At 70.7% G+C, this 26,162-nt stretch carries 24 protein-coding genes; 14 read left to right on the top strand and 10 right to left on the bottom strand.

Features of this window, described 5'->3' with window-relative positions:
* Positions 1-30 precede the first annotated feature (30 nt).
* A complete protein-coding gene (locus ACFZDJ_RS21610) occupies positions 31-1,581 on the bottom strand; it encodes an amino acid permease (RefSeq protein WP_391060810.1) in 1,551 nt (516 codons plus the stop codon).
* A 224-nt stretch (positions 1,582-1,805) separates the two neighbouring features.
* Here ACFZDJ_RS21610 and ACFZDJ_RS21605 point away from each other — a divergent pair, with 224 nt between their 5' ends.
* The 3 genes from ACFZDJ_RS21605 (at position 1,806) to ACFZDJ_RS21595 (ending at position 4,437) form a co-directional block, all read left to right on the top strand.
* Entirely contained in the window at positions 1,806-2,456 is a 651-nt protein-coding gene (locus tag ACFZDJ_RS21605; protein WP_390934108.1) for a helix-turn-helix transcriptional regulator, read from the top strand.
* 191 nt (positions 2,457-2,647) lie between these two features.
* Positions 2,648-3,664 (top strand): ATP-binding cassette domain-containing protein, encoded by a 1,017-nt coding sequence (locus ACFZDJ_RS21600; protein ID WP_391060808.1) that lies wholly within the window; start codon positions 2,648-2,650, stop codon positions 3,662-3,664.
* Positions 3,661-4,437, top strand: a complete 777-nt coding sequence (locus ACFZDJ_RS21595) for an ABC transporter permease (protein WP_190169612.1) — start codon at positions 3,661-3,663, stop codon at positions 4,435-4,437. Before ACFZDJ_RS21600 ends, ACFZDJ_RS21595 begins: the two co-directional genes overlap by 4 nt.
* Positions 4,438-4,486: 49 nt before the next feature.
* Here ACFZDJ_RS21595 and ACFZDJ_RS21590 read toward each other — a convergent pair whose 3' ends face one another.
* Positions 4,487-5,335, bottom strand: coding sequence for a siderophore-interacting protein (locus ACFZDJ_RS21590; RefSeq protein WP_384906274.1), 849 nt, complete (start codon positions 5,333-5,335; stop codon positions 4,487-4,489).
* A 207-nt stretch (positions 5,336-5,542) separates the two neighbouring features.
* Entirely contained in the window at positions 5,543-6,475 is a 933-nt protein-coding gene (locus ACFZDJ_RS21585) for a 5'-3' exonuclease H3TH domain-containing protein (RefSeq protein ID WP_391060976.1), read from the bottom strand.
* A gap of 120 nt (positions 6,476-6,595) precedes the next feature.
* On the opposite strand from ACFZDJ_RS21585, the gene ACFZDJ_RS21580 reads away from it, so the two are divergent.
* The 5 genes from ACFZDJ_RS21580 to ACFZDJ_RS21560 all read left to right on the top strand — a co-directional run bounded on the left by ACFZDJ_RS21580 (position 6,596) and on the right by ACFZDJ_RS21560 (position 12,705).
* Positions 6,596-7,675 (top strand): betaine/proline/choline family ABC transporter ATP-binding protein, encoded by a 1,080-nt coding sequence (locus tag ACFZDJ_RS21580; RefSeq protein ID WP_390934110.1) that lies wholly within the window; start codon positions 6,596-6,598, stop codon positions 7,673-7,675.
* A complete protein-coding gene (locus ACFZDJ_RS21575; protein ID WP_391060805.1) occupies positions 7,668-10,277 on the top strand; it encodes a glycine betaine ABC transporter substrate-binding protein in 2,610 nt (869 codons plus the stop codon). The genes ACFZDJ_RS21580 and ACFZDJ_RS21575 overlap by 8 nt, the downstream gene beginning before the upstream one ends.
* A 146-nt stretch (positions 10,278-10,423) precedes the next feature.
* Complete coding sequence (locus ACFZDJ_RS21570; RefSeq protein WP_391060804.1) at positions 10,424-10,864, top strand: hypothetical protein; 441 nt, start codon at positions 10,424-10,426, stop codon at positions 10,862-10,864.
* Positions 10,865-11,246: 382 nt separating this feature from the next.
* Positions 11,247-11,828 (top strand): helix-turn-helix domain-containing protein, encoded by a 582-nt coding sequence (locus tag ACFZDJ_RS21565; RefSeq protein WP_168490143.1) that lies wholly within the window; start codon positions 11,247-11,249, stop codon positions 11,826-11,828.
* A gap of 121 nt (positions 11,829-11,949) precedes the next feature.
* Positions 11,950-12,705 (top strand): helical backbone metal receptor, encoded by a 756-nt coding sequence (locus ACFZDJ_RS21560; protein ID WP_391060801.1) that lies wholly within the window; start codon positions 11,950-11,952, stop codon positions 12,703-12,705.
* 36 nt (positions 12,706-12,741) lie between these two features.
* Here the strand turns inward: ACFZDJ_RS21560 and ACFZDJ_RS21555 are convergent, their stop codons facing one another.
* The 4 genes from ACFZDJ_RS21555 to ACFZDJ_RS21540 all read right to left on the bottom strand — a co-directional run bounded on the left by ACFZDJ_RS21555 (position 12,742) and on the right by ACFZDJ_RS21540 (position 16,570).
* The gene (locus ACFZDJ_RS21555) at positions 12,742-13,734 is read right to left on the bottom strand and encodes an aldo/keto reductase (protein ID WP_391060799.1); all 993 of its coding nucleotides are present in this window, start codon (positions 13,732-13,734) and stop codon (positions 12,742-12,744) included.
* Between the two features lie 111 nt (positions 13,735-13,845).
* On the bottom strand, positions 13,846-14,955 hold the full coding sequence (locus ACFZDJ_RS21550; RefSeq protein WP_390934116.1) for a SpoIIE family protein phosphatase: 1,110 nt from the start codon (positions 14,953-14,955) through the stop codon (positions 13,846-13,848).
* A gap of 195 nt (positions 14,956-15,150) precedes the next feature.
* The gene (locus tag ACFZDJ_RS21545; protein ID WP_390934117.1) at positions 15,151-15,717 is read right to left on the bottom strand and encodes an NAD(P)H-dependent oxidoreductase; all 567 of its coding nucleotides are present in this window, start codon (positions 15,715-15,717) and stop codon (positions 15,151-15,153) included.
* Positions 15,718-15,799: 82 nt separating this feature from the next.
* A complete protein-coding gene (locus ACFZDJ_RS21540) occupies positions 15,800-16,570 on the bottom strand; it encodes an SDR family oxidoreductase (protein ID WP_390934118.1) in 771 nt (256 codons plus the stop codon).
* Positions 16,571-16,807: 237 nt separating this feature from the next.
* Here ACFZDJ_RS21540 and ACFZDJ_RS21535 point away from each other — a divergent pair, with 237 nt between their 5' ends.
* Entirely contained in the window at positions 16,808-17,245 is a 438-nt protein-coding gene (locus ACFZDJ_RS21535; protein ID WP_390934119.1) for a winged helix-turn-helix transcriptional regulator, read from the top strand.
* Here the strand turns inward: ACFZDJ_RS21535 and ACFZDJ_RS21530 are convergent.
* On the bottom strand, positions 17,238-18,362 hold the full coding sequence (locus ACFZDJ_RS21530) for a TDT family transporter (RefSeq protein ID WP_391060797.1): 1,125 nt from the start codon (positions 18,360-18,362) through the stop codon (positions 17,238-17,240). The two genes, ACFZDJ_RS21535 and ACFZDJ_RS21530, sit on opposite strands and share 8 nt — an antisense overlap.
* Positions 18,363-18,432: 70 nt before the next feature.
* Here ACFZDJ_RS21530 and ACFZDJ_RS21525 point away from each other — a divergent pair, with 70 nt between their 5' ends.
* Together ACFZDJ_RS21525 and ACFZDJ_RS21520 are read left to right on the top strand one after the other, a co-directional pair.
* The gene (locus ACFZDJ_RS21525) at positions 18,433-19,389 is read left to right on the top strand and encodes a LysR substrate-binding domain-containing protein (protein WP_390934122.1); all 957 of its coding nucleotides are present in this window, start codon (positions 18,433-18,435) and stop codon (positions 19,387-19,389) included.
* 174 nt (positions 19,390-19,563) lie between these two features.
* A complete protein-coding gene (locus tag ACFZDJ_RS21520; RefSeq protein ID WP_391060795.1) occupies positions 19,564-20,529 on the top strand; it encodes a phosphotransferase in 966 nt (321 codons plus the stop codon).
* On the opposite strand, the gene ACFZDJ_RS21515 is transcribed toward ACFZDJ_RS21520, so the two are convergent.
* Both ACFZDJ_RS21515 and ACFZDJ_RS21510 read right to left on the bottom strand, forming a co-directional pair.
* Complete coding sequence (locus ACFZDJ_RS21515; RefSeq protein WP_391060793.1) at positions 20,498-21,223, bottom strand: gamma-glutamyl-gamma-aminobutyrate hydrolase family protein; 726 nt, start codon at positions 21,221-21,223, stop codon at positions 20,498-20,500. The two genes, ACFZDJ_RS21520 and ACFZDJ_RS21515, sit on opposite strands and share 32 nt — an antisense overlap.
* 72 nt (positions 21,224-21,295) lie before the next feature.
* Positions 21,296-22,033 (bottom strand): FadR/GntR family transcriptional regulator, encoded by a 738-nt coding sequence (locus tag ACFZDJ_RS21510; RefSeq protein WP_168490137.1) that lies wholly within the window; start codon positions 22,031-22,033, stop codon positions 21,296-21,298.
* Between the two features lie 77 nt (positions 22,034-22,110).
* Between ACFZDJ_RS21510 and ACFZDJ_RS21505 the strand changes: the two genes are divergently transcribed.
* Genes ACFZDJ_RS21505 through ACFZDJ_RS21495 form a run of 3 tightly spaced genes read left to right on the top strand, consistent with a single transcriptional unit; the run spans position 22,111 to position 25,696 of the window.
* The gene (locus tag ACFZDJ_RS21505) at positions 22,111-23,481 is read left to right on the top strand and encodes a glutamine synthetase family protein (protein WP_390934124.1); all 1,371 of its coding nucleotides are present in this window, start codon (positions 22,111-22,113) and stop codon (positions 23,479-23,481) included.
* An 11-nt stretch (positions 23,482-23,492) separates the two neighbouring features.
* Positions 23,493-24,872, top strand: a complete 1,380-nt coding sequence (locus tag ACFZDJ_RS21500) for an aldehyde dehydrogenase family protein (RefSeq protein ID WP_390934125.1) — start codon at positions 23,493-23,495, stop codon at positions 24,870-24,872.
* The gene (locus tag ACFZDJ_RS21495; RefSeq protein ID WP_390934126.1) at positions 24,869-25,696 is read left to right on the top strand and encodes a 3-oxoacyl-ACP reductase; all 828 of its coding nucleotides are present in this window, start codon (positions 24,869-24,871) and stop codon (positions 25,694-25,696) included. Before ACFZDJ_RS21500 ends, ACFZDJ_RS21495 begins: the two co-directional genes overlap by 4 nt.
* Positions 25,697-26,162: the final 466 nt, after the last annotated feature.

Below are 26,162 nucleotides of genomic sequence, written 5' to 3'. Positions count from 1 at the left end.
AAGCGTACGAGGCTCGGGCGGGGGAGGGGTTCAGGCGTACGAGGCCGGGACCACCTCGGGAGTCTCGGCCACCGGTGTCCGCGCCCGGTAGGCCCGGTAGGCGGCGCCCGCGACCAGGGTCAGGCCCAGGAACAGCACCGTGAACCACTGGAAGTACCAGTGCCCGCCCGCCGGGTCGTACACCGCCGCGCGCGGCCAGGCGAGGTTGACGGTCATGAAGAGGCCGTAGACGAGGGCGATCGCGTTGACGGGGACGCCCCAGCGGCCCAGCGAGAAGAGCGGGGCGCCCCTCTCGTCGCTGCCGTCGGCGGTGAACTGCCCGCGCAGCCGGCGGACCAGCAGCGGACCGGTCACCATCGCGTACGCCAGGTACAGCATCACGATGCAGGTGGTGCCGATCGCCAGGAAGGCGTCCGGGGAGGCGAAGTTGAGCAGCAGCAGGGCGGCGGCGAGGACGCCGACGACCAGGGCGGGGGCGCTCGGCATGCCGGTGCGCGGGTTGACCTTGGAGAGGCGGCCGGAGAAGGGGAGCTGATGGTCGCGGGCCATCGAGAAGAGCATGCGGCAGGCGGCGGTCTGGATCGCCAGGGTCGCCACCGCGATGGCCACCACGACGTCGGCGAGCAGCGCGCGGCCGACCCCGTCGCCGAGGCTGCTGGTCAGGACGTAGCTCAGACCGTCGACGCCGAGGCGGCCGTCGGTGAGGCTGGGCGCGGCGAGCAGTCCGCCGAGCACGATGAGACCGCCGAGCAGACCCGCCGCGCCGAGCGCGGTGAGGATCGTGCGGGGCGCGGTGCGGCGCGGGTCGTGGGTCTCCTCGCTCATCTCCCCGGCGCTGTCGAAGCCGATCATGACGTACGCGGCCATGAACGAGCCCACCATCAGCGCCCCGAACAGGCCGGTGCTGCCCTGGCCGGTGTGGAAGGTGATGCCGGGGGAGCGTTCGGAGTGGGTGAGCAGGAGCACGATGATCAGGACGGCGCCGATGATCTCGGCGGTGACACCGATCCGGTTGATCATCGACATCACCCGGTTGTCGATGACGTTCACCAGCGTGGTCAGCACGAGCAGGATCACGCCGAGGACCGCCGCGTTGGCGGCGCCGTCGGGGCTGGTGGGGGCTGGATCGCTGCCGACCAGCTGGAAGCCGGACCAGATCGCGGGCAGCACCATCTGCAGCGCGAGCGCCGCCGCCGCGACCACCACGATCTGCCCGATCACCATGATCCAGCCGGCGAACCAGCCGAAGGAGAGGTTCGACAGGCGCGAGGACCACTGGTAGATCGCGCCCGAGATCGGATAGCGCGCGGCCAGCTCCGCGAAGCAGGCGGCGACCGCCAACTGGCCCACCAGCACGGCCGGCCAGGTCCAGAAGAAGACGGGGCCGCCGAACGCGTACCCGAAGGCGAAGAACTGGAAGACGGTCGTCAGGACGGAGATGAAGGAGAAGCCGGCGGCGAACGAGGCGTACCGGCCGAGGCTGCGGTGCAGCTCCTGGCGGTAGCCGAACTCGGCCAGGGAGCGGTCGCCGGAGGACTCCGGAGGGTCGGGGCGTACGTCGGAGGGGGCGGTGGTGGTCACGGCGGCACCTGCCTTCGGCGCGGAAGGGTGGGCGGTATTCCTGTCGGGTGACAGAAATTAGGGAGTGCCTGTTTCGCTCGCGTGACACGGCCGTGTCGGGGTCGGGCCTAAGTCCTCACGCCCTTGCGGCCCGAAGGGAATCGCGATACATCGTGTGTATTGACGCTCGCCCCACATACGCGATATGTTCGGCTACGGATATTCGGAGACGAGGTGAGGTCATCATGGCGACGAAACGCCGCAAGCTGAGCAATCCGCTGGCGCTCGCGGTCATGGTGCTGCTCACCGAGAAGCCGATGCATCCGTACGAGATCGCCCAGACCCTGCGCCGACGGGGCAAGGACACCAGCCTGAAGATCAACTACGGCTCGCTCTACACCGTCGTCCAGAACCTGGAGAAGCACGGCTTCGTCGACGTCGCGGAGGTGCAGCGACAGGGCAACCGCCCCGAGCGCACGTTGTACGGCATCACGGACGCCGGACGTGCGGAGGCCACCGAGTGGCTGTCGGACCTGCTCGCCGTCCCGGCACAGGAGTATCCGATCTTCGAGGCCGCGCTCTCGCTGATGGGCGTGCTCCATCCCGACGAGGTGGCACGCCTGTTGGGGGAGCGGCTCAACATGCTGGAGGTACGGGCCGCGAGTATGCGAGGCGGCCTGGAGAAGCTCAACGAGACGCTGCCCCGACTCTTCCTGATCGAGTCCGAGTTCAAGCTGCACATGATCGAGGCGGAGGCGGAATGGGTCCGCGGCTTCCTGGCGGAGGTCACGGCGGGCACGTTTCCGGGCGTCAAGGAGTGGCGGTCCTTCAGCGAGACGGGGGAGGTCCCCGAGGAGTACCTGAAGCTGGAAACCGGTGAGGTCGAAAGACTGTAGCCGAACAGAGAAATGACCCCGGCAGAGCTGTTGCAGCAGCCCCGCCAGGGTCTCGAACCCCGAACCGAACCCGCCGTGAGGCAGCTCCGGGCCATTGAGGTGCGGCACACCCAGGATAGCCCGGCGCTCTTCACGCGGATCGGCTCGGCATACCCACCCGAGATCACCGCTCACACAGGAGAGCAGTCGTCATGAGCAGTACCCGTGCGCCCGCGGTCGAGGCGCGTCAGCTGATCAAGACCTATCCGGGTGACGTCACCGCGCTCAGCGGCATGGACGTCACCGTCGAGACCGGCACCGTCTTCGGCCTGCTCGGCCCGAACGGCGCCGGCAAGTCCACCACCGTCAAGATCCTCACCACCCTGGCCCGCCCCGACTCGGGCACCGCCACCGTGGCCGGGCACGACGTGCTGCGCCATCCGGACCGGGTGCGCCGCGCGATCGGCGTGGTCGCCCAGAACTCCGGCGCCGACCCGGTGGCCACCGGCCGGGAGAACCTCCAACTCCAGGGCAGGCTCTACGGCTTGAAGGGTGCGGGGCTGAACCGCCGGGTGGACGAGTTGCTCGACTGCTTCAAGCTCGCCGACGCGGCCCGGCGCCCGGTCAAGGGCTACTCGGGCGGCATGCGGCGCCGGCTCGACGTGGCGCTCGGTCTCGTCCACCGCCCCGAGGTGCTCTTCCTCGACGAGCCCACCACCGGACTCGACCCCGAGGCGCGCACCGCGATGTGGGACGAGATCGCCCGCCTCGCCGGCGACGAGGGGCTGACCATCCTGCTCACCACGCACTACCTGGAGGAGGCCGACCGGCTCGCCGAGCGCATCGCGATCGTCGACCGCGGGCGTGTCGTGGTCGAGGGCACGCCGGACGCCCTGAAGGGCGAACTCCGCGGTGACGCCGTCCACGTGGAACTGCGCGAAGCCCTGGGAGACGCCGGCCGTACGCTGCTGAACGGCGCCCTCACCGGGTTGCCGGGCGTGCGCGAGGCGCTGTTCGACGGCCGCCGTGTCAGTGTCCGCGCCGATGACGGGGCCGCCGCGATGCCCGCCCTGCTCGGGGTGCTGGAGCGGGCCGGGGTCGGGGTCGCCGCCGCGACCGTCGCCCGCCCCTCGCTCGACGACGTCTACCTCCGCTACGCGGGCCGCCGTTACGCGGAGGCGGAAGCGGAAGGCGCCGAGAACCTCGTCCTCGCCGGAGGTGTCCGATGAGTACCGCCGTCTCCCAGACCTGGTACATGACCCAGCGTCAGCTGATGGTGTTCGCACGTCAGCCCGCCTACGCGATCATCACCCTGATCCAGCCGGTGATCTGGCTGTTCCTGTTCGGCAACCTCTTCAAGAAGGTCGTCGAACTCGGAGGCTTCGGCACCACCTCGTATCTGGACTACCTCGTCCCGGGCGTGGTCGTGATGAGCGCGCTCAGCTCCAACATGTGGGCGGGCATGGGCACGCTCGACGAGATCCAGCGCGGCACGCTCAACCGCTTCCTGACCACGCCCGTCAGCCGAGCCGCCCTGATGAACGGCAACGTCGTCAACAACGGCCTGATCACCGCCCTGCAGTCGGTCATCATCGTGCTGCTCGGCCTGCTGGGCGGCGCGGACTACCCGGGCGGCATCGGCGGTATCGCGATCCTGATCGTCGCCTCGGTCCTGCTCGGCACGGTCTTCGGGGCGCTGTCCAACGCGCTGGGCATGCTGGTCCGGGAGCGGGAGTCGATCATCGGCATCAACACGTTCCTGCTGCTGCCGCTGACCTTCCTCTCTTCGGCCTTCATGGCCCCGTCCCAGATGCCCGGCTGGATGCGGCACATCGCCGACTTCAATCCGCTCAACTGGGCGATGGTGGCGGGGCGGTCGGCGATGTCCGAGCACCCCGACTGGGGTGTCGTGCTCGGCCGCTCGGGGGCGCTGCTCGCGCTGGCCGTGGCGGCGGTGTGGCTGTCCATCCGTACGTTCAGGTCGTACCAACGTTCCGTGTGACCCCGAGGGGCCGGGGGCCGGTGTCCTGAGTGACGCGAGGGGGCGGGAGTCAGGAGGCGGCCGACGCGGTCGCCTCTTGCTCCGCCTCCACCCGCGCGTTCCAGTCCCGCTTGGACGCCTGCCAGCCGTCCTCGTTGTGCCCAAGACGCCAGTAGCCGGAGATCGACAGGTCCTCGCGCGGGATCTCGCGCTCGACCCGCAGCAGCCGGCGCAGCTCCTTCACGAAGCCCGCCTCGCCGTGCACGAACGCGTGCACCCGGCCGGCCGGGAAGTCGAGGGCGCGGACGGCCTCCACCAGGGCCTCGCCGAGCGGCCGGTCCCCGCGGTGCAGCCAGACGACCTCCACGTCGGAGTCGATCTTCTGCTCCTCCTCACGCCCGGAGATCTCCACGAAGGCGCGGGCCACGGCGCCCTCCGGCAGCGCCTCCAGGGCGGCACTGATCGCGGGCAGCGCGCTCTCGTCACCGGCGAGCAGATGCCAGTCGGCGCTCGCGTCGGGCGCGTAGGCGCCACCCGGACCCATGAACCGCACGACCTCGCCCGGCTGGACGCGCGCCGCCCACGGCCCGGCCAGGCCCTCGTCGCCGTGCACCACGAAGTCGAGCGTCAGCTCGCGCAGTTCGGGGTCCCAGGCACGCACGGTGTACGTCCGGGTCACCGGCCACTGCTCGCGCGGGAGTTCCTCGCGGATCCGCTCCATGTCGAAGGGCTCGGGGTAGGTGACACCCCCCGGGGCGAACAGCAACTTCACGTAGTGGTCGGTGCTGGTGCCCGCGGTGAACTCGGCAAGGCCCTCGCCGCCCAGCACGACACGCTGCATGTGGGGGGTCAACCGCTCGGTCCGCACGACGTGCGCGGAGTGGGGCTTCCTGGACCTGCGTGCCGGACGCTCTGCCATGACGGCCTCCTCGTTCACTCGCTTAGGCTTACCTAAGTTAGCATCTCTCCCCCAGTTAACACCCCCCGGGTGAGAAGCCCATGAGTCCCCTGCGCCAGGGTTCGAGCCGCACGGTGGCCGGGGTCGAGTCGCGCTCTGTGAGTAAGGCTACCCTAAATTGAGAATGTCACTCTTTCGAGTAGGAACGTCACTTTCGCCCGCTCCCGCTCACTCGCCGAGTGTGGTGAGCAACCGCTGCAGCGACCCGCCCAGACCCCAGCGCACGGCCAGTCCCTCCAGCGCGGCCGGGTCGCGCGGCGCATGCGGCAACGCCGTGTCGACATCCGGCAGGGGAACGTCACCAGCGACCCGTACGACCTTGGGCGCGACCGCGACATACGGCCGCGACTCGTCGAGCCGCTTGCGCTGAGAAGGTGTCAGCTTCGACTTCGGATCGTCGACCGCCGCCATGATCGCGGCCAGGTCGCCGAACTGGTCGAGCAGCTTGGCCGCCGTCTTCTCACCGATCCCCGGCACCCCCGGCAGACCGTCGCTCGGGTCGCCGCGCAGCAGCGCCAGATCCGCGTATCCGGAGCCGTCGACCCCGTACTTCTCGCGCAGCCAGGTCTCGTCGGTGAGCTGGAGCGTGCCCACGCCCTTGAGGGGGTACAGGACGCGCACTCCCCGCTTGTCGTCGACGAGTTGGTAGAGGTCGCGGTCGCCGGTGACGATGTCGACCGGGCCGTCGGCGCGCCCCGTGAAGGTGCCGATCACATCATCCGCCTCGTACCCCTCGATCCCCACGCGCGCGATGCCCAGCGCGTCGAGGACCTCCTCGATGACCGGCACCTGCGGGGAGAGCGTGTCCGGCACCTCCTCCTCGTCCGGACGTCCGGCCTCGGTCTCCACGGCGACGCGATGCGCCTTGTACGAGGGGATCAGGTCGACCCGCCACTGCGGGCGCCAGTCCGCGTCCATGCAGGCCACCAGATCGTCGGGGCGGTGGTCCCTGACCAGCCGGTCGATGAAGTCGAGCAGCCCGCGCACGGCGTTCACGGGCGTGCCGTCCGGGGCCCTCACCGAGTCGGGGACCCCGAAGTAGGCCCGGAAGTACAGGGAAGCGGTGTCGAGCAGCATCAGGCGTCTGGTCACGCCTCGCATCATGCCGTACGCCACTGACAGTGACCTGGACCACTCCTGTGTTTGCTCCCTGTAAGTACGGGCAGGCGCGGCATCGGCACAACCCCGTTGGTTTTTCAACTGTCCGATCGAGAGGCACACGTGTCATCCAGGCTTGAGGCCGAGCATTTGTACAAGGTGTTCGGGAGACGACCCGACGCCGCGGTGGAGCGGCTCCGCCAGGGAGCCGACCGCGAGGAACTGCGCGCCGACGGCACCACGGCTGCCGTGATCGACGCCTCCTTCACGGTGGAACCCGGCCAGATCTTCGTGGTCATGGGGCTGTCCGGATCCGGCAAGTCCACCCTCCTGCGCATGCTCAACGGACTCCTGGAGCCCACCGCGGGCCAGGTGCGTTTCGACGGTCAGGACCTGACCGCGCTCAGCGCCCGCGCGCTGCGCGAGGTCCGCTCGAAGAAGATCAGCATGGTCTTCCAGCACTTCGCGCTCTTCCCGCACCGCAGCGTCCTGGAGAACGCGGCCTACGGCCTTGAGGTCCAGGGCGTGCCGAGCGCCGAGCGCAAGGAACGCGCCACCAGGGCCCTGGAGCTGGCCGGGCTCGCCGGCTGGGAGAAGTCCTGGCCCGACGAGCTGTCCGGCGGTATGCAGCAGCGCGTCGGCCTCGCCCGCGCGCTCGCCACCGACGCCGATCTGCTGCTGATGGACGAGTCGTTCAGCGCGCTGGACCCGCTGATCCGCCGTGACATGCAGGACCAGCTGATCGAGCTCCAGAAGAAGCTCAAGAAGACCATTGTCTTCATCACCCACGACCTCAACGAGGCGATGCGCCTCGGCGACCGGATCGCCGTCATGCGCGACGGCCGCATCGTCCAGACCGGCACCGCCGAGGACATCCTCGTCCGCCCCGCGAACGACTACGTCGCCTCCTTCACCCAGGACGTCGACCGCTCCCGGGTCCTGACCGCAGGAGCCGTCATGGACACCGACGTACGCGGCGACGAGGCGGACTGCGACTGCGAGACCGCCGCCCCCGACACCCCCTTCGTGGACCTCTGCGCCATCAGCGCCCGCCTCACGCACCCGGTGGCGGTACTGGACGAGCGACGCGAACTCGTCGGCGTCGTCCACCCACAGCGCCTCGTCGCCTTCCTCGGCGACGAGCAGGGGACCCCCGCACGCTGTGCCAGTCCTCGGGACGAGGCGGTGACGGCCAGTGCCTAGGATTCCCTTCGGCGACTGGGTCAACAGCGCCGTCGACTGGCTGCTGAACCACATGGCGTGGCTCTTCGACTTCTTCAAGACCGTCTTCCAGGGCACGTACGACGGCATCGACGCCGTCCTCCAGGCTCCCGAACCGCTCCTCCTCGCAGGCATCTTCGCGGTGATCGCGTTCTGGCTGCGCGGTACCTCCGCCGGTGTCCTCACCTTCGTGGGATTCGCGTTCATCGACTCCCTCGAACTGTGGGAGGACGCGATGGTGACCCTCTCGCTGGTCCTCGTCGCCACGCTCATCGCGCTCGTCGTCTCGGTACCCGTGGGCATCTGGGCGGCGCGCTCCGACCGGGTCAGCGGCATCGTCCGCCCGGTGCTGGACTTCATGCAGACGCTGCCCGCGATGATCTACCTCATCCCGGCGATCCTGTTCTTCGGCACTGGCGCCCCGGCCGGCATCGTGGCCACCCTGATCTTCGCGCTGGCCCCGGGCGTCCGCATGACCGAGCTGGGCATCCGCCAGGTCGACAAGGAACTCGTCGAGGCCGCCGACGCGTTCGGCACCACGCCCCGCGACACCCTGCTGCGCATCCAGCTGCCGCTCGCTCTGCCCACGGTGATGGCGGGCGTCAACCAGGTCATCATGCTGGGCCTGTCCATGGCCGCCATCGCGGGCATGGTCGGCACCGGCGGCCTCGGCGGCGACGTCAACGAGGCCATCGGGCAGCTGAACGTCGGCCTAGGCTCCGAGGCGGGCGTGGCCATCGTCATCCTGGCGATCTACCTCGACCGCATGACCAGCGCCCTGGGCACCCAGGTCTCCCCGCTCGGCCGCCGCGCCGCCGCCAAGCTGCGCGCCGCGCAGGGCCTGAAGATCTGGTCCTACCGCCCCCGCGCGGCCGTCGCCGTGATCGGTGTCGTCGTGCTCGCGCTGGTCGCGGGCGGTATGGGCATGTTCGGCGGGACCGACTCGACGTCCACCGCGGCCGACGGCCAGAACGTCGGCCGGGGCAAGAAGATCACCATCGGCTACATTCCGTGGGACGAGGGCGTCGCCTCCACCTTCCTGTGGAAGGAGATCCTCGAGGAGCGCGGCTTCCAGGTCGACACCAGGCAGTTCGACGCGGGCCCGCTGTACACCTCCCTCGCCCAGGGCGACATCGACTTCGAGACGGACTCCTGGCTGCCGACCACCCACGAGCAGTACTGGAAGAAGTACGGCAGCAGGCTCGACGACCTGGGCTCCTGGTACGGCCCCACCTCGCTGGAGCTGAGCGTCCCCTCGTACATGAAGGGCATCGACTCCCTGGCGGACCTCAAGGGCAAGGCCGGCACCTTCGGTGGCAAGATCACCGGCATCGAGTCCAGCGCCGGAATGATGGGCCTGCTCAAGAGCAAGGTCCTGAAGGACTACGGCCTCGACAAGGAGTACAAGGTCGTCGACAGCTCCACACCCGCGATGCTGGCCGAGCTGAAGCGCGCGTACGCCAAGAAGGAGCCGATCGTCGTCACCCTGTGGTCGCCGCACTGGGCCTACAGCGACTACGACCTGAAGAAGCTCAAGGACCCGAAGGGCGCCTGGGGCAAGGGCGACGGAGTGCACACGCTCTCCCGCAAGGGCTTCGCGCAGGACAACCCGGTCGTCGGGCGGTGGCTGAAGAACTTCAGGATGACGGAGAAGCAGCTCACCGGTCTCGAGGCCGAGATCAACAAGGTGGGCAAGGGCAAGCAGCAGGACGCGGTGCGCGCCTGGCTGAAGCGGAACCCCGGAGTCGTCGACAAGCTGGCCCCGGTCAAGAGCTCCGTGGCCGCTGCCGAGACGAAGCGCCCGCTGGACGTGGCCTGGTTCCCCTGGGACGAGGACGTCGCCGTCACCTACCTCTGGAAGAACGTCCTGGCGCGGCGCGGCTACACGCTGAACCTCAAGCAGATGGACGTCGGCCCCGTCTACACCGGCCTGGCCTCAGGCGACCTGGACCTCAACTTCGACGCCTGGTTGCCGTACGCCCAGTCGAACTACTGGGACCAGCACAAGAACGACCTGAGAGACCTGGGCACCTGGTACCGGCCGACGTCGCTGGAGATCGCCGTGCCCTCGTACGTGAAGGACGTCAAGTCCCTCGCGGACCTCAAGGGCAAGGCGGGCACCTTCGGCGGCCGGATCATCGGCATCGAGCCGGGTACCGGCGAGATGAACCTCCTGAAGACGAAGGTCCTTCCGGGCTACGGCCTGGACAAGGAGTACAAGGTCGTCGACGGCTCCACGCCCGCGATGCTGGCCGAGCTGAAGCGCGCGTACGCCAAGAAGCAGCCGGTCGCCGTCGTCCTGTGGTCCCCGCACTGGGCGTACAGCGAGTACCAGCTCACCAAGCTCGCCGACGACAAGTTGCTCTTCGGCGAGGGGAACACGATCCGGACCATCTCCAGCAAGAAGTTCCCCGAGCGGTACCCGCGGCTCACCAAGTGGATCAAGAACTTCAGGATGAGCGAGTCCGAGCTCGGCACCCTGGAGAGCGAGATCAAGCAGCGCGGCCAGGGCCATGAGGAGGCGGCCGTCGCCTCCTGGCTGAAGGAGCATCCGGACGTGGCGGAGCGGATGACGCCGCAGTAGCCGCAAGGGCGTTCGGTGAGGGGTGGCCGTCGGTCTCACGGGTTCCGGGACCCGTGTGACCGGCAGCCACCCCTTTCGGCGTTCCCGGAGCCCGGCGTCGTCCGTGCGCTCGGCTCTTCCCGTCCGCTCGTTCCGGTGAGACCTCCGTGCGCCCCCTGTTCCGGCCCGCACTCGCGACCGACGACACCAGTGGCTACGTACTGGCGTACGAGAAAGATCCGGACAACCGCGTCGCCGTACGGCTACGCCGATCTGGACGCCCTCTGTCCGGGAAGGCCGCTCACGCGTTTGACGCGCCGCGCACCCTCGCGCGCCGCACCGAGGGCACTGCGGACATCACCTCCGTGCACGACGGCACGGTCGAGCTCACCGGTCACCACCGGGCACGCCGCGACACCGACCGTGAACTCCGCGCCACCCTCAAGGACTTCACGACCTGGTACGCAACCTCCGACCGGCGGCCGGACCGCGTCCTGGAGTCCTGGGGCGCGCGCGACGACATCGGCGACCGCCGGCTCCTCGAACTCGCCATCGCCAGACCATTTGTGACGGAAAGTCAGCAATGTTGCGGAGGCGTCGGGAGCTGATCGACGTACGCCTATGATCCGACGACCGGGCGGGCTGATCGGCTGACCATCCACACCCACGGCGGCAGTAGCGCCTTCGCCAGTCTCCGCCTGACTCCGCTCACCGATCCGGAGGGGCATCCGGCCCTGCTGGTCAGCCCTTTCGTCCCGCGGGAGGGGGGTGCGCCGGGGGAGTCGGGGCAACTCGTCTATTGGCGCGAATTGTGGCCCTCACCCTCCTCCGATGTGTCAGCGATGTGACGGGTGCATGAAACGGTTTGCCGAACATGCGTAGGGTGCAAACAACTCATCAGAAGTTGTGCGCCGAAGCGGCAGCCTGAGCGGCAGCCGAGGCGGCAGACCGAAGCAGTGGACCGACGACGCGTGGGAGGGAGCCGGAGCGATGGGCGACCACAAAGAACAGCCCCTTCGGGTGGGTGCGGCCGTCCGGCGGCGGCGCCGGGCACTGGAGCTCACGCTCGCCGTCGTGGCCGAGCGCAGCGGCCTGTCGGTGCCCTTCCTCAGTCAGGTCGAGAACGAACGGGCCCGGCCCAGCCAGAGCTCCCTGGAGAGGGTCGCCGACGCCCTGGGCACCACCGCCGTCGAGCTGCTCGCAGCGGCCGACCCGGCGTGCAGTGTCGATGTCGTGCGCGCCGAGTCGGGCGCCGAGTTCACTCCCGAGGCCCATATGCGCCCCCTGGTGCGCGGTCACCACCAGTTGCACGCCACGGAGTTCACCGGTGACCACGAGGAGGGCCGCGAACTCCAGCACCGCAACGACAAGTTGATGTACGTCGCCGACGGCGCCGTCGAGGTCGAGGCGGAGGGCCGCGCCCATCGCCTGGGGCGCGGCGACACGCTGTACCTCACCGGCGGGGTGCGCCACCGGTGGCGGGCGACCGTGCCGGACACCCGGGTGGTCGTGGTCGAGGTCGCCGACCACATCGAGGCGGTGGAGGACCGCCAGACCTTCGGCAAGCGCTGAGCCGTTCCCGCGCGGGCCGCTGCGATCGCGGGCAGCTGTGATCACGAGCCGCTGTGATCACGAGCCGCTGGGATCGCGGGCCGCTGCGATACTGGTGCCATGCCACCCGAGACCTCCCGCCATGCCTAGCGGGCCCGCCCAAGTGCGTGTCGTCTCCCTCGTGCCCTCGCTCACCGAGGCCGTGGCCGTCACCGTCCCCGGTGCCCTGGTCGGCGCGACCGACTGGTGCAGCCGTCCGCCGGACCTCGACGTCGTGCGCGTCGGCGGCACCAAGAACCCCGCGGTCGACCGGATCGTACGACTCGCCCCGGACCTGGTGATCGCCAACGAGGAGGAGAACCGCGAGCCCGACCTGACGGCCTTGCGGGAGGCGGGGATCGAGGTGCTGGTCACGGAGGTACGCGAGGTGCCGGGGGCCTTCCGCGAGCTGGCGCGGGTGCTGGGCGCGTGCGGCGCGCGGACCCGCCCCCGCTGGCTGGACGAGGCGGAGGCCGCATGGGCGCGGCCACCCGTTCCCGACCGCCGCAGGACCGCGATCGTGCCGATCTGGCGGCGCCCCTGGATGGTCCTCGGCCGGGACACCTTTGCCGGGGACGTCCTGGCCCGCCTGGGCGTCGACAACGCCTACGCCCACCACGCCGACCGCTATCCCCGCGTCCCGCTCCCCGAACTGCGGGCGGCGGCCCCCGATCTCGTGGTCCTGCCCGACGAGCCGTACCGCTTCACCGCCGACGACGGGCCCGAGGCGTTCGAGGGCGTGCCCTGCGCGCTCGTCGACGGCCGCCTGCTGACCTGGTACGGGCCGTCACTCGCGCAGGCGCCGAGCCGGCTCAGCGCGGCGCTGCGAGCAGGGCCTGCGGACGCTCGATGTCGATGAGGCAGCGGCAGGACGCCAACCTTCGGCCGAGTCGGACTACTGGTTGATGCGGCTCATGTCGGCGTACCGGTCGCCGACCGGCGCCGCCACCTCGGACAGCTGCTCCAGTTGCTCGGCCGAGAGCACCAGCTCGTCCGCCGCCACATTCTGCTCCAGGTTGGCGACCCGGCGCGTGCCGGGAATGGGCGCGATGTCGTCGCCCTGCGCGAGCAGCCACGCGAGCGCAACCTGAGCGGGCGTCGCGCCGAGCTGCTTGGCGACGTCGTCCACCTGCTCCACGATCCGGATGTTCGCCTCCAGGTTGTCCCCCTCGAAGCGCGGGTTGGACCGGCGCCAGTCGTCGGCGTCGAGCTGGTCGAGCGAGCGGATCGTGCCGGTGAGGAAGCCGCGGCCGAGCGGCGAGTAGGGCACGAAGCCGATGCCGAGCTCGCGCACGGTGGGGAGCACTTCGGCCTCGGGGTCGCGCGTCCACAGCGAGTACTCGGTCTGGAGGGCGGCCACCGGGTGCACGGCATGCGCACGCCGGATGGTGGCGGGCGCCGCCTCCGACAGCCCGTAGTGGCGGATCTTGCCTTCCTCGATCAGCTCGGAAAGCGTCCCGACCGTGTCCTCGATCGGCGTCCCCGGGTCTATCCGGTGCTGGTAGTAGAGGTCGATGTAGTCGGTGTTCAGGCGTCGCAGCGAGCCCTCGACCGACCGCCGCACATTCTCGGGGGCACCGTTCAGTCCGAGGACCGGTAGCCCGTTCTCCTCGGGCACGAGGTGGTTGATCTGACCGAACTTGGTGGCGATGACCACCTCGGCGCGGTGGCCGGCGAACGCCTTGGCCAGCAGTTCCTCGTTCGTGTAAGGACCGTAGATCTCGGCGGTGTCGAAATAGGTGACGCCCAGCTCCATGGCGCGGTGGATCGTGGCGATCGACCCGGAGTCGTCGGTGCCGGCGCCGGTGTAGCCCCCGGACATGCCCATGCAGCCGAGGCCCAGACGCGAGACCTCGAGCCCCTCGCCTCCCAGGGTGATCCTCTTCATGCGGATGGCCTTTCCTGATAGAGACTGATCTTGTAGTCGATGGCGGTGAGCCGTGCGCCTGCCGCTACGTGGCATATCCGCCGTCGAGCGGGCGAACGCGGTGGGCCGGGTTCACAGGCGCACGATGACCAGGGCGGTGTCGTCGGTGGCGTCACCGGGTGGGATGAGGTCGGTGAGTACGGCGTCGGCGAGGGTTTCGGGGTCGTCTGCCCGGTGGCGGGCCAGGGAGTCGGCGAGCCGGGCGAGGCCCGTGTCGATGTCTTCGCCGCGGCGTTCGATCAGACCGTCGGTGTAGAGCACGAGGACGGCGCCCTCGCGGAAGGCCGCGACAGCCTGGATCCGGGGGCCGTGTTGAGGACGGGCGGCCAGAGGCGGGTCGGTGGCCTGGTCCAGGAACTCGACGGTCCCGTCCCCATGCAGGAGCGCTGGTGGGGGGTGGCCGGCGCTGCTGTAGGTGATGGTGTGCTTCTCCCAGTCGATGAACGCCGTGGCCACGGTGGCGTTCTCGGCGCCGTCGACGGTACGGGCGTACAGCCCGAGGACTTCCAGGGCGCGGGCGGGGCCTTCGGGGACGAGAGAGGCGGCGGTGAGGGCGCTGCGCAGCTGTCCCATGACGCCGGCCGCGTACAGGCCGTGGCCGACGACGTCGCCGACGGCGACGGCGATGCGATCGCCGGGCAGGTCGACCAGGTCGTACCAGTCGCCGGCCACATTCAGCGCTTCGGCGGCGGGCCGGTAGCGAACGGCCGCCGGGTGCCGCCCGACCGGGCGAGGAGCGGGCAGCATCGCTTCTTGCAAGGTCAGTGCGACTTCACGGGCGCGGATGAGTTCGGTGACGTCCTCCACCCGGTGCAGCAGCACCGTCACCCGCCCATCAGGTCCGAATACGGGAATGTTGGTCATGTTGAAATACCGCTCGTGCCATACCCCGGGCTGGTCGGGGTCCTCGCGGTCGTAGCGCTGCAGCGCCACGATGCTGCGCTCACCGGTGTCCGCCGCCCGGCGCAGTGAGGCCAGAACTCTGAGCAGGAGAGGCTCGGCGGGGTCCTTTTCGGGGCGGTCCTCGGGCAGGAAGCGACCGACCAATTGCTCGCGGGGGAGGCCCCGCAGGCGCAGGAACTCCGCGTTGGCGTCCGCGAAGATCAGCTGCGGAGTCACCAGCGCCACCGCCCCGGGAAGGGCCTGGAACACCGCCGCGTAGTCGACCGCCGGTTCAGCCATGATTTTCCTGCTTACCACGCCTCTGTATGCCTTTTCACGATACGAGCAGGGAGTCACGGCTCGCACCAGGAGATCGCAGCGCTCCCACGCCGTCGGTGCGCCTTGTGTACGGGTCACGCCGGGTGGAAGGCCCGTCTCTTGCCCGCCACCCGGCACCGGAACGCCTCCGCTCGGAGCGTGCCGGGGACACGGGGCTCAGGACGCGGGGCCCTCGATGCCGGCGGCGAGGGCGCTGAGCACCTGCCTGAGCTGCGCGACGGCTTCGGTGTCATCGGCCGGGTGGGTTTCGGCGAAGCGGGTCACCGATCCGGGTATCGCGAGTGTGGCGTCCTCCAGGATCGTGGCGCCGGCGATACCGGCGGACTTGCGGGCGTCGTCCTGGGCCCACACGCCGCCGTACTGACCGAAGGCGGTGCCGACGACGGCGGTCGGCGTACCCGCCAGGGCGCCGGCGCCGAACGGGCGGGACAGCCAGTCGATGGCGTTCTTCAGCACGGCGGGCATGGTGCCGTTGTACTCGGGGGTGACGAGCAGGAACGCGTCGGCGCGCGCGGCGGTCTCACGCAGGCGGGTGGCGGCGGCGGGACGCCGCTCGTCGGTGTCGATGTCCTCGTTGGAGAAGGGCACCTCGGCCAGGCCCTCGTAGAGGGTGACCTCGACGCCGTCGGGGGCGTGTTTGACGGCGGCCTCGGCGAGCTGACGGTTGTGCGAGCCGGAGCGCAGGCTGCCGACGAGGGCGAGGACTTGGACGTGGCCGGACATGGGTTCTCCAGACAGGGACGTGCTGACGGAACTGATGCGTACTGGGGGAGGCGTGGATCTCGGTCCGCGGTGGCGAGCGGCGCTACTCGCGCATGGTCAGGCCGCCGTCCACCGACAGGATCTGGCCGGTGATCCAGCTGGACTCCGCGGACAGGAGGAAGACGATCATGGAGGCGAGGTCCTCGGGCTCACCGAGCCTCGGCAGCGCGGTCTTCTCCGACAGGGCCTCGCGGACCTCCGGGGGCGTGCCGGCGCGGACGTTCTCCGTGAGGACGACCCCGGGGGCGACGGCGTTGGCCCGGATGTTCTTTCGGCCCCACGCATGGGCGGTGTGGCGGGTGAGCGCATGCAGGGCGATCTTGGACGAGGCGTACGCGGTGAGCCACGCCTCCCGCTGCCACGCCGCCAGGGAGGAGACGTTGACGATCGAGCCGCCGCCCGCGGCGACCAGGGCCGGCAGGCTTTCGCGGATCACGAGCCCGGTGCCGGTGACGTTGATGCGCATCATGTCGGCCCACACCTTGGGGTCCATGGTGTCGACGCCCTGGTCGCGGGCCATGAGGTCCGCGCTGACGGCGGCGGCGACATTGGCGACGCCGTCGAGTCGGCCGAACCGGTCGGTGGTCCGGGCGACCAGGGAGGCGATGGAGCCCTCGTCCCGGAGGTCGAACTGGACCGTGAGCAGCCGATCGGCCGCTTCCGATGACTGCTCGCGGATCCGCGCGAGCTTCTCGGCGCTGGTACCGGCCGCGGTCACTCGGGCGCCTTCGGCCAGCAGTCGCCGCACGGTGACCGCGCCGATGCCCGATCCGCCGCCGGTGACGATGAAGACCTTGTCCTTGAGCCCTTCCATGGCTGGACACATCCTTTCGGCTTGTGAGGAAGCGGCGCTGGTGCGGCAGGTGGGAACAGTGCCGGAGGCGATGCGGCGGGAATACCCCTGACGTGCCCGGTAGTTGCCGCCCTGTGCGCAGAACGACCGCTTCGACCAGTGCGTTGACGCCTGGTGCGCAGCCCACTGTGCAGGAGCGCGACAAGGGTTACAAAAGGCATGTTTATGTTCCTGAGGAACATCGGAAGGGCGTTTTCAGTGAGCAACGATGAGGGCCGGGCGGCTTCCACCGGCGCGTCGCGGGTGAACGTACTGCGCCTCTCGGGCCCGTGTGAGCGCTGGGACGAACGGGACGCGGACTTCATCCGCGAGATCCTCGACCTGGTGGGCGACAAGTGGAGCATGCTGGTCATCGGCGCCCTGGCCGTCCGCGACGCTCGCTACTCGGACCTCGACACCGAGATCCCCGCGATCTCCCGGCGCATGCTCACCCTCACCCTCAAGCGCCTTCAGCGCAGCGGGCTGGTCGACCGCACCGCCTACGCGGAGGTGCCGCCCCGCGTCGAGTATTCCCTCACCGGCCTCGGCTCCTCCCTGCTCTCCGCCATCGAGCCCCTGGCTGCCTGGTCCGCCGAACAGCGCACCGAGATCCGACGCCACCAGGACGCGTACGACAGCGGAGTTGTTTCTACCTAGGTGTTGCGAGCAGTTCGCCGCTGACCAGGCCGCGCGCGGTGCGGGCGGCGGCCACGCACCAGGCGGCCACGAGAAGCGCGTACAGGGCGACCGCGAGCCAGTCGAACGCGATCAGCCCGGTGTGCCGGGCCAGGCCCTCGGCGCCGGTGACACAGGTTCCCACCGGGAAGGTGAACGCCCACCAGGTCATCGCGAACCCCATGCCCTGCCGGCGGGCCCGCGCCACCAGCGCGCCGGCGAGGCCCAGCCACAGCAGTGCGAAGCCCAGCACGGGGACGCCGTAGAGGACGGCGAGCATCCCGAAACCCTGGTCGTAGGGGGCCGGCACGACACCCGGCGCGAAGTCCGCGAACTTGCCGACCGCGGTCGTGGACTGGCCGAGCGGACCGAGCACGAGGAACAGCGTCGGAGTGAGCGCGAGCGGCAGCGGCCCTGCGGTGATGAGCCGGCCGAAGATCACCGGCAGCATCACGAAGGTGGCCAGCAGGCTCAGCCCGAACAGCGCGAAGCACCCGAGAAGCAGGGTCTCCCGGGGCTGGCCCGGCGGCAGGTGGGGCACGAGGAGCGGTCCGAGGGCGGCCGACACCATGGGTGCGACGAGGGGGAGCAGCCAGACGGGCGTGGCCTGGTCGGCGCGGATGCGGTGGCGTACGACCATCAGGTACGGGATGGCCAGGGCGGCGGCGAGTCCGACGGCCGTTCCGGCGGTGAACAGCACGGCGTCCACGGCGACCGCCGCCCGCGTTCCGATCCAGTCCCCGCCGACGACGAGGGTGCCGCCGCCCACGGCCAGCAGGGCCATGGCCAGGCAGCCGTAGAAGGGGGCCATGGCCGGGTCGAGGAGGTGGGCGCGGGCCTGGTCGCGGTGGTGCGTCCAGTGCAGGGCGCGGGCGCCGAGCAGGGTCACGAGCATGAGGGCCGAGAGGGCCCAGACAGCCGTGCAGACGGTTCGCAGGCCCGGGACGTCGCCGGGGAGTCCGGCGCCCGCCGTCGCCACGATCGCGGTGCCCATGACGGAGGCGTACCAGTTCGGGCCGAGGTACCGGACGGCGGTGACGCGTCGGCGTCCGACTTCGGCGGCGGGGGTCGACAGGAGGGGCTGGGCTGCGGTGACCATGCGTCCACGGTCGCGCGCCCGTCGGGTCCCCACCAGGGAGTACGGGTCTATGGGGGCATAAGCTGGCTTTATGGGTGTGAGTGCTGAGGGATCGACGGAGGGTGGCCGGTCGGGGCAACCGGAACCGGTCGCGGTCGGGATCGCGCATCGGGTGCCCGACCTCGGGGCGCTGGAACTGCTGCTCGCGGTGGCGCGGCTCGGGAGTCTCGGGCGGGCGGCGCGGGAGCTGGGCATCACCCAGCCCGCGGCCAGCAGCCGGATCCGTTCCATGGAACGGCAGCTGGGTGTCGCGCTCGTCGACCGCTCGCCCCGGGGCTCGCGGCTCACCGACGCCGGGGCGCTGGTCACGGACTGGGCGCGGCGGGTCGTGGAGGCGGCGGAGGCGTTCGACGCGGGGGCGCAGGCGTTGCGGGACCGGCGGGACTCGCGGCTTCGGGTGGCGGCGAGCATGACCATCGCCGAGTATCTGCTGCCGGGGTGGCTGCTCGCGCTGCGCGCGCAGCGGCCGGACACGGCGGTGTCGCTTCTCGCCGGGAACTCGACGGCCGTCGCGGAACGTCTCCTCGCGGGCGAGGCGGATCTCGGCTTCGTGGAGGGACTGTCCGTGCCGCCCTCCCTCGACTCGACGGTCATCGCGCACGACCGGCTGATCGTGGTGACGGCGCCGGGGCATCCGTGGGCCCGGCGTCGCGCGCCGCTCGCGGGGGCGGAGCTGGCCGCGACGCCGTTGATCCTCCGGGAGGAGGGGTCGGGTACGCGGCAGGTTCTCGACGCGGCGTTGGGTGGGTTGGCGCGGCCGTTGATCGAGCTTTCCTCGACGACCGCGGTGAAGGCGGCGGCGGTGAGTGGGGCGGGGCCCGCCGTCCTGAGCGAGCTGGCCCTCGGGGAGGAGTTGTCGACCCATCGCCTGGTGAGCATCCCGTTGTCCGACGTCCAACTCCGCCGAGCCCTCCGGGCGGTCTGGCCCACGGGCCACCGCCCCACGGGCCCGGCACGCGAACTGCTCTCACTGACGCGAGGCGTGTAGGCCGCCACCTTGGGGTGGGTGTGTCGGCTGCGGGCCGGTGGGGGCCGGTCGCGCAGTTCCCCGCGCCCCTGAAAGCCTTCAGCCCGTCCGGCGTTCGAGGACGAGGCCGATCGGGGGTTCGGGGGCGGAGAAATCGGTGGCGGTCGGGGTCAGGGGCCCCGCAGGATGCGAGGCATGACTCCGACCGCCCCGCCCGCCGCGGGCTTGCGCACACCCTGGGAAGAACTCCCTCGCACGCTGCGGGACGCCGTCGCGGACGTGCTCGGCGCGCCGGTGCGGACGGCCGTCACACAGGAGGGCGGCTTCTCGCCCGGCGCTGCCGCCCGCGTGACCACCACGGACCAGCGCCGTGCGTTCGTGAAGGCGGTCAGCGCGGAGACGAACCCCGACAGCCCCTCCCTGCACCGAACGGAGGCGAGGAACGCCTCCCTGCTCCCGCCGAACACCCCGGCCCCCAGGCTCCTCGGCACCTACGACGACGGCACCTGGGTCGCCCTCGTCTTCGAGGACGTGGCGGGCCGTCAGCCCCATGTCCCTTGGCGGGAGGGCGAGTTCAGACGCGTCCTCGGCGCCGTCGAGGAGCTGGGCCGCGCCCTGACGCCGGCACCGTTCGACGCCCCGACCGCCGCACAGTCCCTGGCCCACGCCTTCCAGGGATGGCGGCAGCTCATCGACTCCGGGGACACCGCCGGCGAGGGCCTCGACCCGTGGACCGCGGCGCACCTGCACGAACTGGCCGAACTCTCCGCCCCGTGGGCCGAGTTCGCCACCGGCGACACCCTCGCGCACGCCGACCTGCGCGCGGACAACATCCTGCTCGCGGAGGACGGCAGGGTCGTCTTCGTCGACTGGCCGCATGCCGTGCGCGCCGCCCCGTGGTTCGACCTGCTGGTGATGCTTCCGTGCGTCCGCGCCCAGGGCGGCCCCGATCCGGAAGAGGCGTTCACCACCCACCCGCTGGGCCGTGACGCCGACCCGGACGGCGTCACCGCCACCCTGGCGGCCCTCGCCGGCTACTTCGTCCGGCACTCCCGGCAGCCACCGCCCCCGGGGCTGCCGACCCTGCGCGCCTTCCAGCACGCCCAGGGCGCCGCCGCCCTCGACTGGCTCAGGAAGCGGCTCGCACCAACGCCCGCATGACCCTCAGGTCCTCGCCCATCTCGGGATGCCACTGCACACCCAACACCCAGCGGGGAGAGGGGAGTTCGATCGCCTCCACCGTCCCGTCGAGCGCGTGAGCCGAGGCCGTCAGTCCTTCTCCGAGGCGTTCGACCGCCTGATGGTGATACGTCGGCACGGCACATGGCTCCGGCACGACATCCCCGTACAGACTCCCCGCCACCGGTGTCACCTCGTGCGGCCCGAAGACCCCGACGTCCTTCACATGCCCGTCGATGTGCTGGACGAGCGTGCCGCCGAGGGCGACGTTGAGGAGCTGCATGCCCCGGCAGATGCCGAGGAGCGGGGTGTCGGCGGCCAACGCGGCGTCGATCAGGGCGAGTTCCCAGGCGTCGCGTGCGGCGGCCGGCGGTCCGGTCCGCGGGGAGCGCTCGGCGCCGTAGTGGACCGGGTCGACATCGGGGCCGCCCGCGACCACGAGGCCGTCGAGACGGGCGACGACCGACGCGGCGTGGGAGGGGTCGTCCGGCGGCAGCATCGCGGCGATACCCCCCGCCGCCTGGACGAGCCGCGGATAGGCGGCCGGCAGCAGCGCGGCCTCCAGCTCCCACACCCCCCAGCGCGCCTCGGCCTCCAGATACGTACTCACGCCGATCAGCGGTCTGCCCACGCCGCTCACACCGCCCACGCTGCCCGCACCGTCCGTACCTCCCACGCCGCGCTCCCTACGGATTCAATGGAATGCAGTCATACCTTTGAAAGTCCTCGTACGGTACCGGCGGACGGCTCACGCCAGGAAGCCCCGCAGGAGCGCCGCCGTCCCCGCGCAGTGCTCCCGCATCATCTCCCGTGCCCCGTCCGCGTCCCCGTCGAGCACCGCCTCGACCAGCGCGGTGTGCTGGCGCTGGGAGTGCTCCAGGTTCCGGACCAGGAGGGGGATGCAGTCGAGCAGGTCGTTGACGGAGGCGCGGACGGCCGCGTACTGGGCCGTCAGCGACGGCGAACCGCTCAGCTCGGCGAGGGTGAGGTGGAGCAGGGTGTCCAGGCGCCGGTAGTCCGCCAGCGGCGCCTCGTGCGTGCGCGCCAGCGCCTCGCGCAGCCGCTCGGCCTGCTCCGGGGAGAGCCCGTGCGTCGCGCACAGCCCCGCGGCCCCCACCTCCAGCACCTCACGGAAGCGCAGGACGTCCTCGATGTCGACCTCGGCGAACCGGCGCCGCAGCTCGTCCTCGCCGGGGGTCTCGGCCCTCGGCACCACGAACGTGCCGCCGTACCGACCGCGCCGCGACTCGACAAGACCCTGGTCCTGGAGCACCTTCAGCACCTCGCGCAGCGTCACCCGGCTGATCCCCAGCCGCTCCGCCAGCTCCCGCTCCGCGGGCAGCCGTCCGCCGCCCGGCACCAGCCCCAGCCGGACCACCTGGAGGATCTGCTCCAGAGCCTCCTCGAAACCGTTGCCCGCCCGCACCGGCCGCAGTACCGGCGTCAGTCGGTCGTCCGCGCCGCCGTCGGCCTCCGCCCTCGTCATCTGGTCGTGCCCCCTTCCCAAGCAATGGTTCTCCGCAATACCTTATGGCTCTCGGCTGACCCAAGGAGGCTTTTCCGGTGGCAGACCGCACACCCCCGCTCGCCGTGGAGGAGCTGCACGCCCTCGTCGCGGGCGGCGAGATCGACACCGTCGTCCTGGCCTTCCCCGACATGCAGGGGCGGCTCCAGGGCAAGCGGTTCGCCGCGCGCTTCTTCCTCGACGAGGTCCTCGAGCACGGCACGGAGGGCTGCAACTACCTCCTCGCCGTCGACACCGAGATGAACACGGTCGACGGATACGCCATGTCCTCCTGGGACCGGGGCTACGGCGACTTCGCCATGCGCCCCGATCTCAGCACCCTACGGCGGGTGCCGTGGAACGAGGGCACCGCCCTGCTCGTCGCCGACCTCGTCTGGAACGACGGTTCCCCGGTCGTGGCCGCGCCCCGCCAGATCCTGCGCCGCCAGCTCGACCGCCTCGCCGCGCTCGGCTACACCGCCCAGGTCGGCACCGAGCTCGAGTTCATCGTCTTCAAGGACACCTACGAGCAGGCCTGGGACGCGGGCTACAAGGGGCTCACCCCGGCCAATCAGTACAACGTCGACTACTCGGTCCTCGGGACCGGACGCATCGAGCCGCTGCTGCGCCGCATCCGCAACGAGATGCAGGCCGCGGGGCTGACCGTCGAGTCCGCCAAGGGCGAGTGCAACCCCGGCCAGCACGAGATCGCCTTCAAGTACGACGAGGCCCTCGTCACCTGCGACCAGCACGCCATCTACAAGACCGGCGCCAAGGAGATCGCCTCCCAGGAGGGCGTCTCGCTCACCTTCATGGCGAAGTACAACGAGCGCGAGGGCAACTCCTGTCACATCCACCTCTCGCTCACGGACGCGGACGGCACGAACGTGATGGCCGGCGCGGCGCAGGACCCGGGCGGCATGTCCGACGTCATGCGGCACTTCCTCGCGGGGCAGCTGGCCGCCCTGCGCGACTTCTCGCTCCTCTACGCGCCCAACATCAACTCCTACAAGCGCTTCCAGCCCGGCTCCTTCGCGCCGACCGCCGTCGCCTGGGGACACGACAACCGCACCTGTTCGCTCCGCGTCGTCGGCCACGGCCGCTCGATGCGCTTCGAGAACCGGCTGCCCGGTGGTGACGTCAACCCGCACCTGGCCGTCGCCGGGCTCGTCGCGGCCGGCCTGTACGGCATCGAACAGAAGCTGGAGCTGCCGGAGCCGTGCGCGGGCAACGCTTACACGGCCGAGTACGCGCACGTGCCCACCACCCTGCGCGAGGCCGCCGAGCTCTGGGAGAACAGCCCCATCGCCAAGGCCGCCTTCGGCGACGAGGTGGTCGCGCACTACGCCAACATGGCCCGCGTCGAGCTGGAAGCCTTCGACGCCGCGGTGACCGACTGGGAGCTGCGCCGCTCCTTCGAACGCATGTGAGAGGTCCTTCCTTGTCGAACGAGCTCGCTCTCCAGGTACTCAACCCGGCCACCGAGGAGGTCCTCGCCACCGTCCCGGCCGCCACCGCTGCCGACGTGGACGCCGCCGTCGTACACGCCGCGCGGGCCCAGGCGAAGTGGGCGGCCCTCCCGCCCGCCGACCGCGCCCGCCTGCTGCGCCGCTTCGCGGCCGCCGTCGACGGACACCTGGAGGAACTCGCCCGCCTGGAGGTGCGCGAGGCCGGGCACACGGTCGGCAACGCCCGCTGGGAGGCGGGCAACGTCCGCGACCTGCTCGACTACGCGGCCGGGGGAGTGGAGCGGCTCACCGGCCGCCAGATCCCGGTTCCGGGCGGCCTCGACGTGACCATCCTCGAACCGCTCGGCGTCGTGGGTGTCATCGCGCCCTGGAACTTCCCGATGCCGATCGCCGCCTGGGGCACCGCCCCGGCGCTCGCGGCCGGCAACGCGGTCGTCCTCAAGCCCGCCGAGACGACCCCCCTGACGGCGCTCCGGCTGGCCGAACTGGCTCTGGAGGCCGGTCTGCCCGAGGGGCTCTTCCAGGTGCTCCCCGGCCACGGCCCGGTCGCGGGCAACGCGCTCGTCGAGCACCCCGGCGTCGCGAAGATCGTGTTCACGGGGTCAACGGCTGTGGGCAAACAGGTGTTGGCGAAGGGCTCGGCCCTGCTCAAGCGCGTCACCCTCGAACTCGGCGGCAAGAGCCCCAACATCGTCTTCGCCGACGCCGACATCGAGGCCGCCGCCGCGGCGGCTCCGATGGCCTTCCTCGACAACTCCGGCCAGGACTGCTGCGCCCGTACCCGCATCCTCGTCCAGCGCTCCGCCTACGACCGCTTCGTCGACCTCCTCGCCCCCGCGATCGAGTCCGTCGTCGTCGGCGACCCCTCCGACGAGCAGACGCAGATGGGCCCGCTGATCTCCCGGGTGCAACTGGAGCGCGTGCGCTCGTACGTCCCCGCCGACACCCCCGGCATCCGCGGAAAGGCCCCCGAGGGTCCCGGCTTCTGGTTCCCGCCCACCGTCCTCACCGATGTCGAACCCCACGCGCGTGTGGCCGTCGAGGAGGTCTTCGGCCCCGTCGCCGTCGTCCTGCCCTTCGAGGACGAGGCGGACGCGATCCGGCTCGCCAACGCCACCGAGTACGGCCTCTCCGGCTCCATCTGGACCCGTGACGTCGGCCGCGCCCTGCGCGTCTCGGCGGCCGTCCGCGCCGGGAACCTGTCCGTCAACTCCCACTCCAGCGTCCGCTACTGGACCCCCTTCGGCGGCTTCAAGCAGTCGGGGATCGGCCGTGAACTCGGTCCGGACGCGCTCACCGCCTTCACCGAAACCAAGAACGTCTTCATCAGCACGGAGGGCCCCGCACAGTGACCGAAGCCACCGCAGCCACAGCAGGCACCGAAGCCACCGCAGGCGCCGAAGGAATCATCTGCCGCCGCCTCGTCGGCCGTACCGCCGTCATCACCGGCGCCGGCAGCGGCATCGGTCTCGCCACCGCCCGCCGGCTCGCCTCCGAGGGCGCCCACGTCGTCTGCGGCGACGTCGACGACGCCCGTGGCAAGGCCGCAGCCGATGAGGTCGGCGGGATCTTCGTCAAGGTCGACGTCACCGACCCCGAGCAGGTCGAGGCGCTCTTCAAGACGGCGTTCGACACCTACGGCTCCGTCGACATCGCCTTCAACAACGCGGGCATCTCGCCGCCCGACGACGACTCCATCCTGGACACCGGCCTGGAGGCCTGGAAGCGCGTCCAGGAGGTCAACCTCACCTCCGTCTACCTGTGCTGCAAGGCCGCGATCCCCTACATGCGGCGCCAGGGCAAGGGCTCCATCATCAACACGGCGTCCTTCGTGGCCCGGATGGGTGCGGCCACCTCGCAGATCTCGTACACGGCCTCCAAGGGCGGTGTGCTGGCCATGTCCCGTGAACTGGGCGTCCAGTTCGCCCGCGAGGGCATCCGCGTCAACGCCCTGTGCCCGGGACCGGTCAACACCCCGCTGCTCCAGGAACTGTTCGCCAAGGACCCCGAGCGGGCCGCACGCCGGCTCGTCCACATCCCCGTCGGCCGGTTCGCCGAGGCCGAGGAGATCGCCGCGGCGGTCGCCTTCCTCGCCAGCGACGACTCCTCCTTCGTGAACGCCTCCGACTTCCTGGTGGACGGGGGGATCTCGGGCGCGTACGTCACGCCTCTGTAGATCGCCCCGGTATATGCATGTCCCATGCGATATCGATCCGTTCGTGGCACTTTCGCGTGGACCCCGGTCGCGGCCGCCACCCAGGCGGCCGCGCCACCCGCCTCCTTCGGCCCCCGTCCCGACTGCCCGCGGCTTGCCGCGCCCTGTTACGGCGACAACCGCGCCCACCTGCAACAGGTGATCGACGAGCGAGGCACCTGCGCCGGGCCACCGACGTCAAGGCGGTCCGCCCGGGGGCAACGACGAGATCGGTGCGCTGACCGTGGGTGCCATGCGAGCCGATACCGAACTTGAGCCCGAGGCTTGACTCTTACGGGTGGGTTTACGTGGTGACGCCCTCGCCGAAGGTGACTTCGGCGAGGGCGTCAATACGACCAGCAGCGCGACCTGGTTCGCGGACTGGCGCGGGCCGGGCGCGGACTGGGTGACGGTCCGCGCACGACTCGCCTCGGCCTTCTTTGCGCTT

The sequence above is a fragment of the Streptomyces sp. NPDC007896 genome (assembly GCF_042959425.1).
Classification (GTDB): Bacteria; Actinomycetota; Actinomycetes; order Streptomycetales; family Streptomycetaceae; genus Streptomyces.
The sequence above is the reverse complement of the archived record's forward strand: the minus strand, read 5'-3'. Positions and strand labels throughout refer to the sequence as shown.

Excerpts from the sequence above, each read along its gene's own strand:
- ACFZDJ_RS21605 (WP_390934108.1), top strand. The coding sequence starts at position 1,806 with ATGGCGACGAAACGCCGCAAGCTGAGCAATCCGCTGGCGCTCGCGGTC.
- ACFZDJ_RS21600 (WP_391060808.1), top strand. The coding sequence starts at position 2,648 with ATGAGCAGTACCCGTGCGCCCGCGGTCGAGGCGCGTCAGCTGATCAAG.
- ACFZDJ_RS21595 (WP_190169612.1), top strand. The coding sequence starts at position 3,661 with ATGAGTACCGCCGTCTCCCAGACCTGGTACATGACCCAGCGTCAGCTG.
- ACFZDJ_RS21590 (WP_384906274.1), bottom strand. The coding sequence starts at position 5,335 with ATGGCAGAGCGTCCGGCACGCAGGTCCAGGAAGCCCCACTCCGCGCAC.
- ACFZDJ_RS21585 (WP_391060976.1), bottom strand. The coding sequence starts at position 6,475 with ATGCGAGGCGTGACCAGACGCCTGATGCTGCTCGACACCGCTTCCCTG.
- ACFZDJ_RS21565 (WP_168490143.1), top strand. The coding sequence starts at position 11,247 with ATGGGCGACCACAAAGAACAGCCCCTTCGGGTGGGTGCGGCCGTCCGG.
- ACFZDJ_RS21560 (WP_391060801.1), top strand. The coding sequence starts at position 11,950 with ATGCCTAGCGGGCCCGCCCAAGTGCGTGTCGTCTCCCTCGTGCCCTCG.
- ACFZDJ_RS21555 (WP_391060799.1), bottom strand. The coding sequence starts at position 13,734 with ATGAAGAGGATCACCCTGGGAGGCGAGGGGCTCGAGGTCTCGCGTCTG.
- ACFZDJ_RS21550 (WP_390934116.1), bottom strand. The coding sequence starts at position 14,955 with ATGGCTGAACCGGCGGTCGACTACGCGGCGGTGTTCCAGGCCCTTCCC.
- ACFZDJ_RS21545 (WP_390934117.1), bottom strand. The coding sequence starts at position 15,717 with ATGTCCGGCCACGTCCAAGTCCTCGCCCTCGTCGGCAGCCTGCGCTCC.
- ACFZDJ_RS21540 (WP_390934118.1), bottom strand. The coding sequence starts at position 16,570 with ATGGAAGGGCTCAAGGACAAGGTCTTCATCGTCACCGGCGGCGGATCG.
- ACFZDJ_RS21530 (WP_391060797.1), bottom strand. The coding sequence starts at position 18,362 with ATGGTCACCGCAGCCCAGCCCCTCCTGTCGACCCCCGCCGCCGAAGTC.
- ACFZDJ_RS21525 (WP_390934122.1), top strand. The coding sequence starts at position 18,433 with ATGGGTGTGAGTGCTGAGGGATCGACGGAGGGTGGCCGGTCGGGGCAA.
- ACFZDJ_RS21520 (WP_391060795.1), top strand. The coding sequence starts at position 19,564 with ATGACTCCGACCGCCCCGCCCGCCGCGGGCTTGCGCACACCCTGGGAA.
- ACFZDJ_RS21510 (WP_168490137.1), bottom strand. The coding sequence starts at position 22,033 with ATGACGAGGGCGGAGGCCGACGGCGGCGCGGACGACCGACTGACGCCG.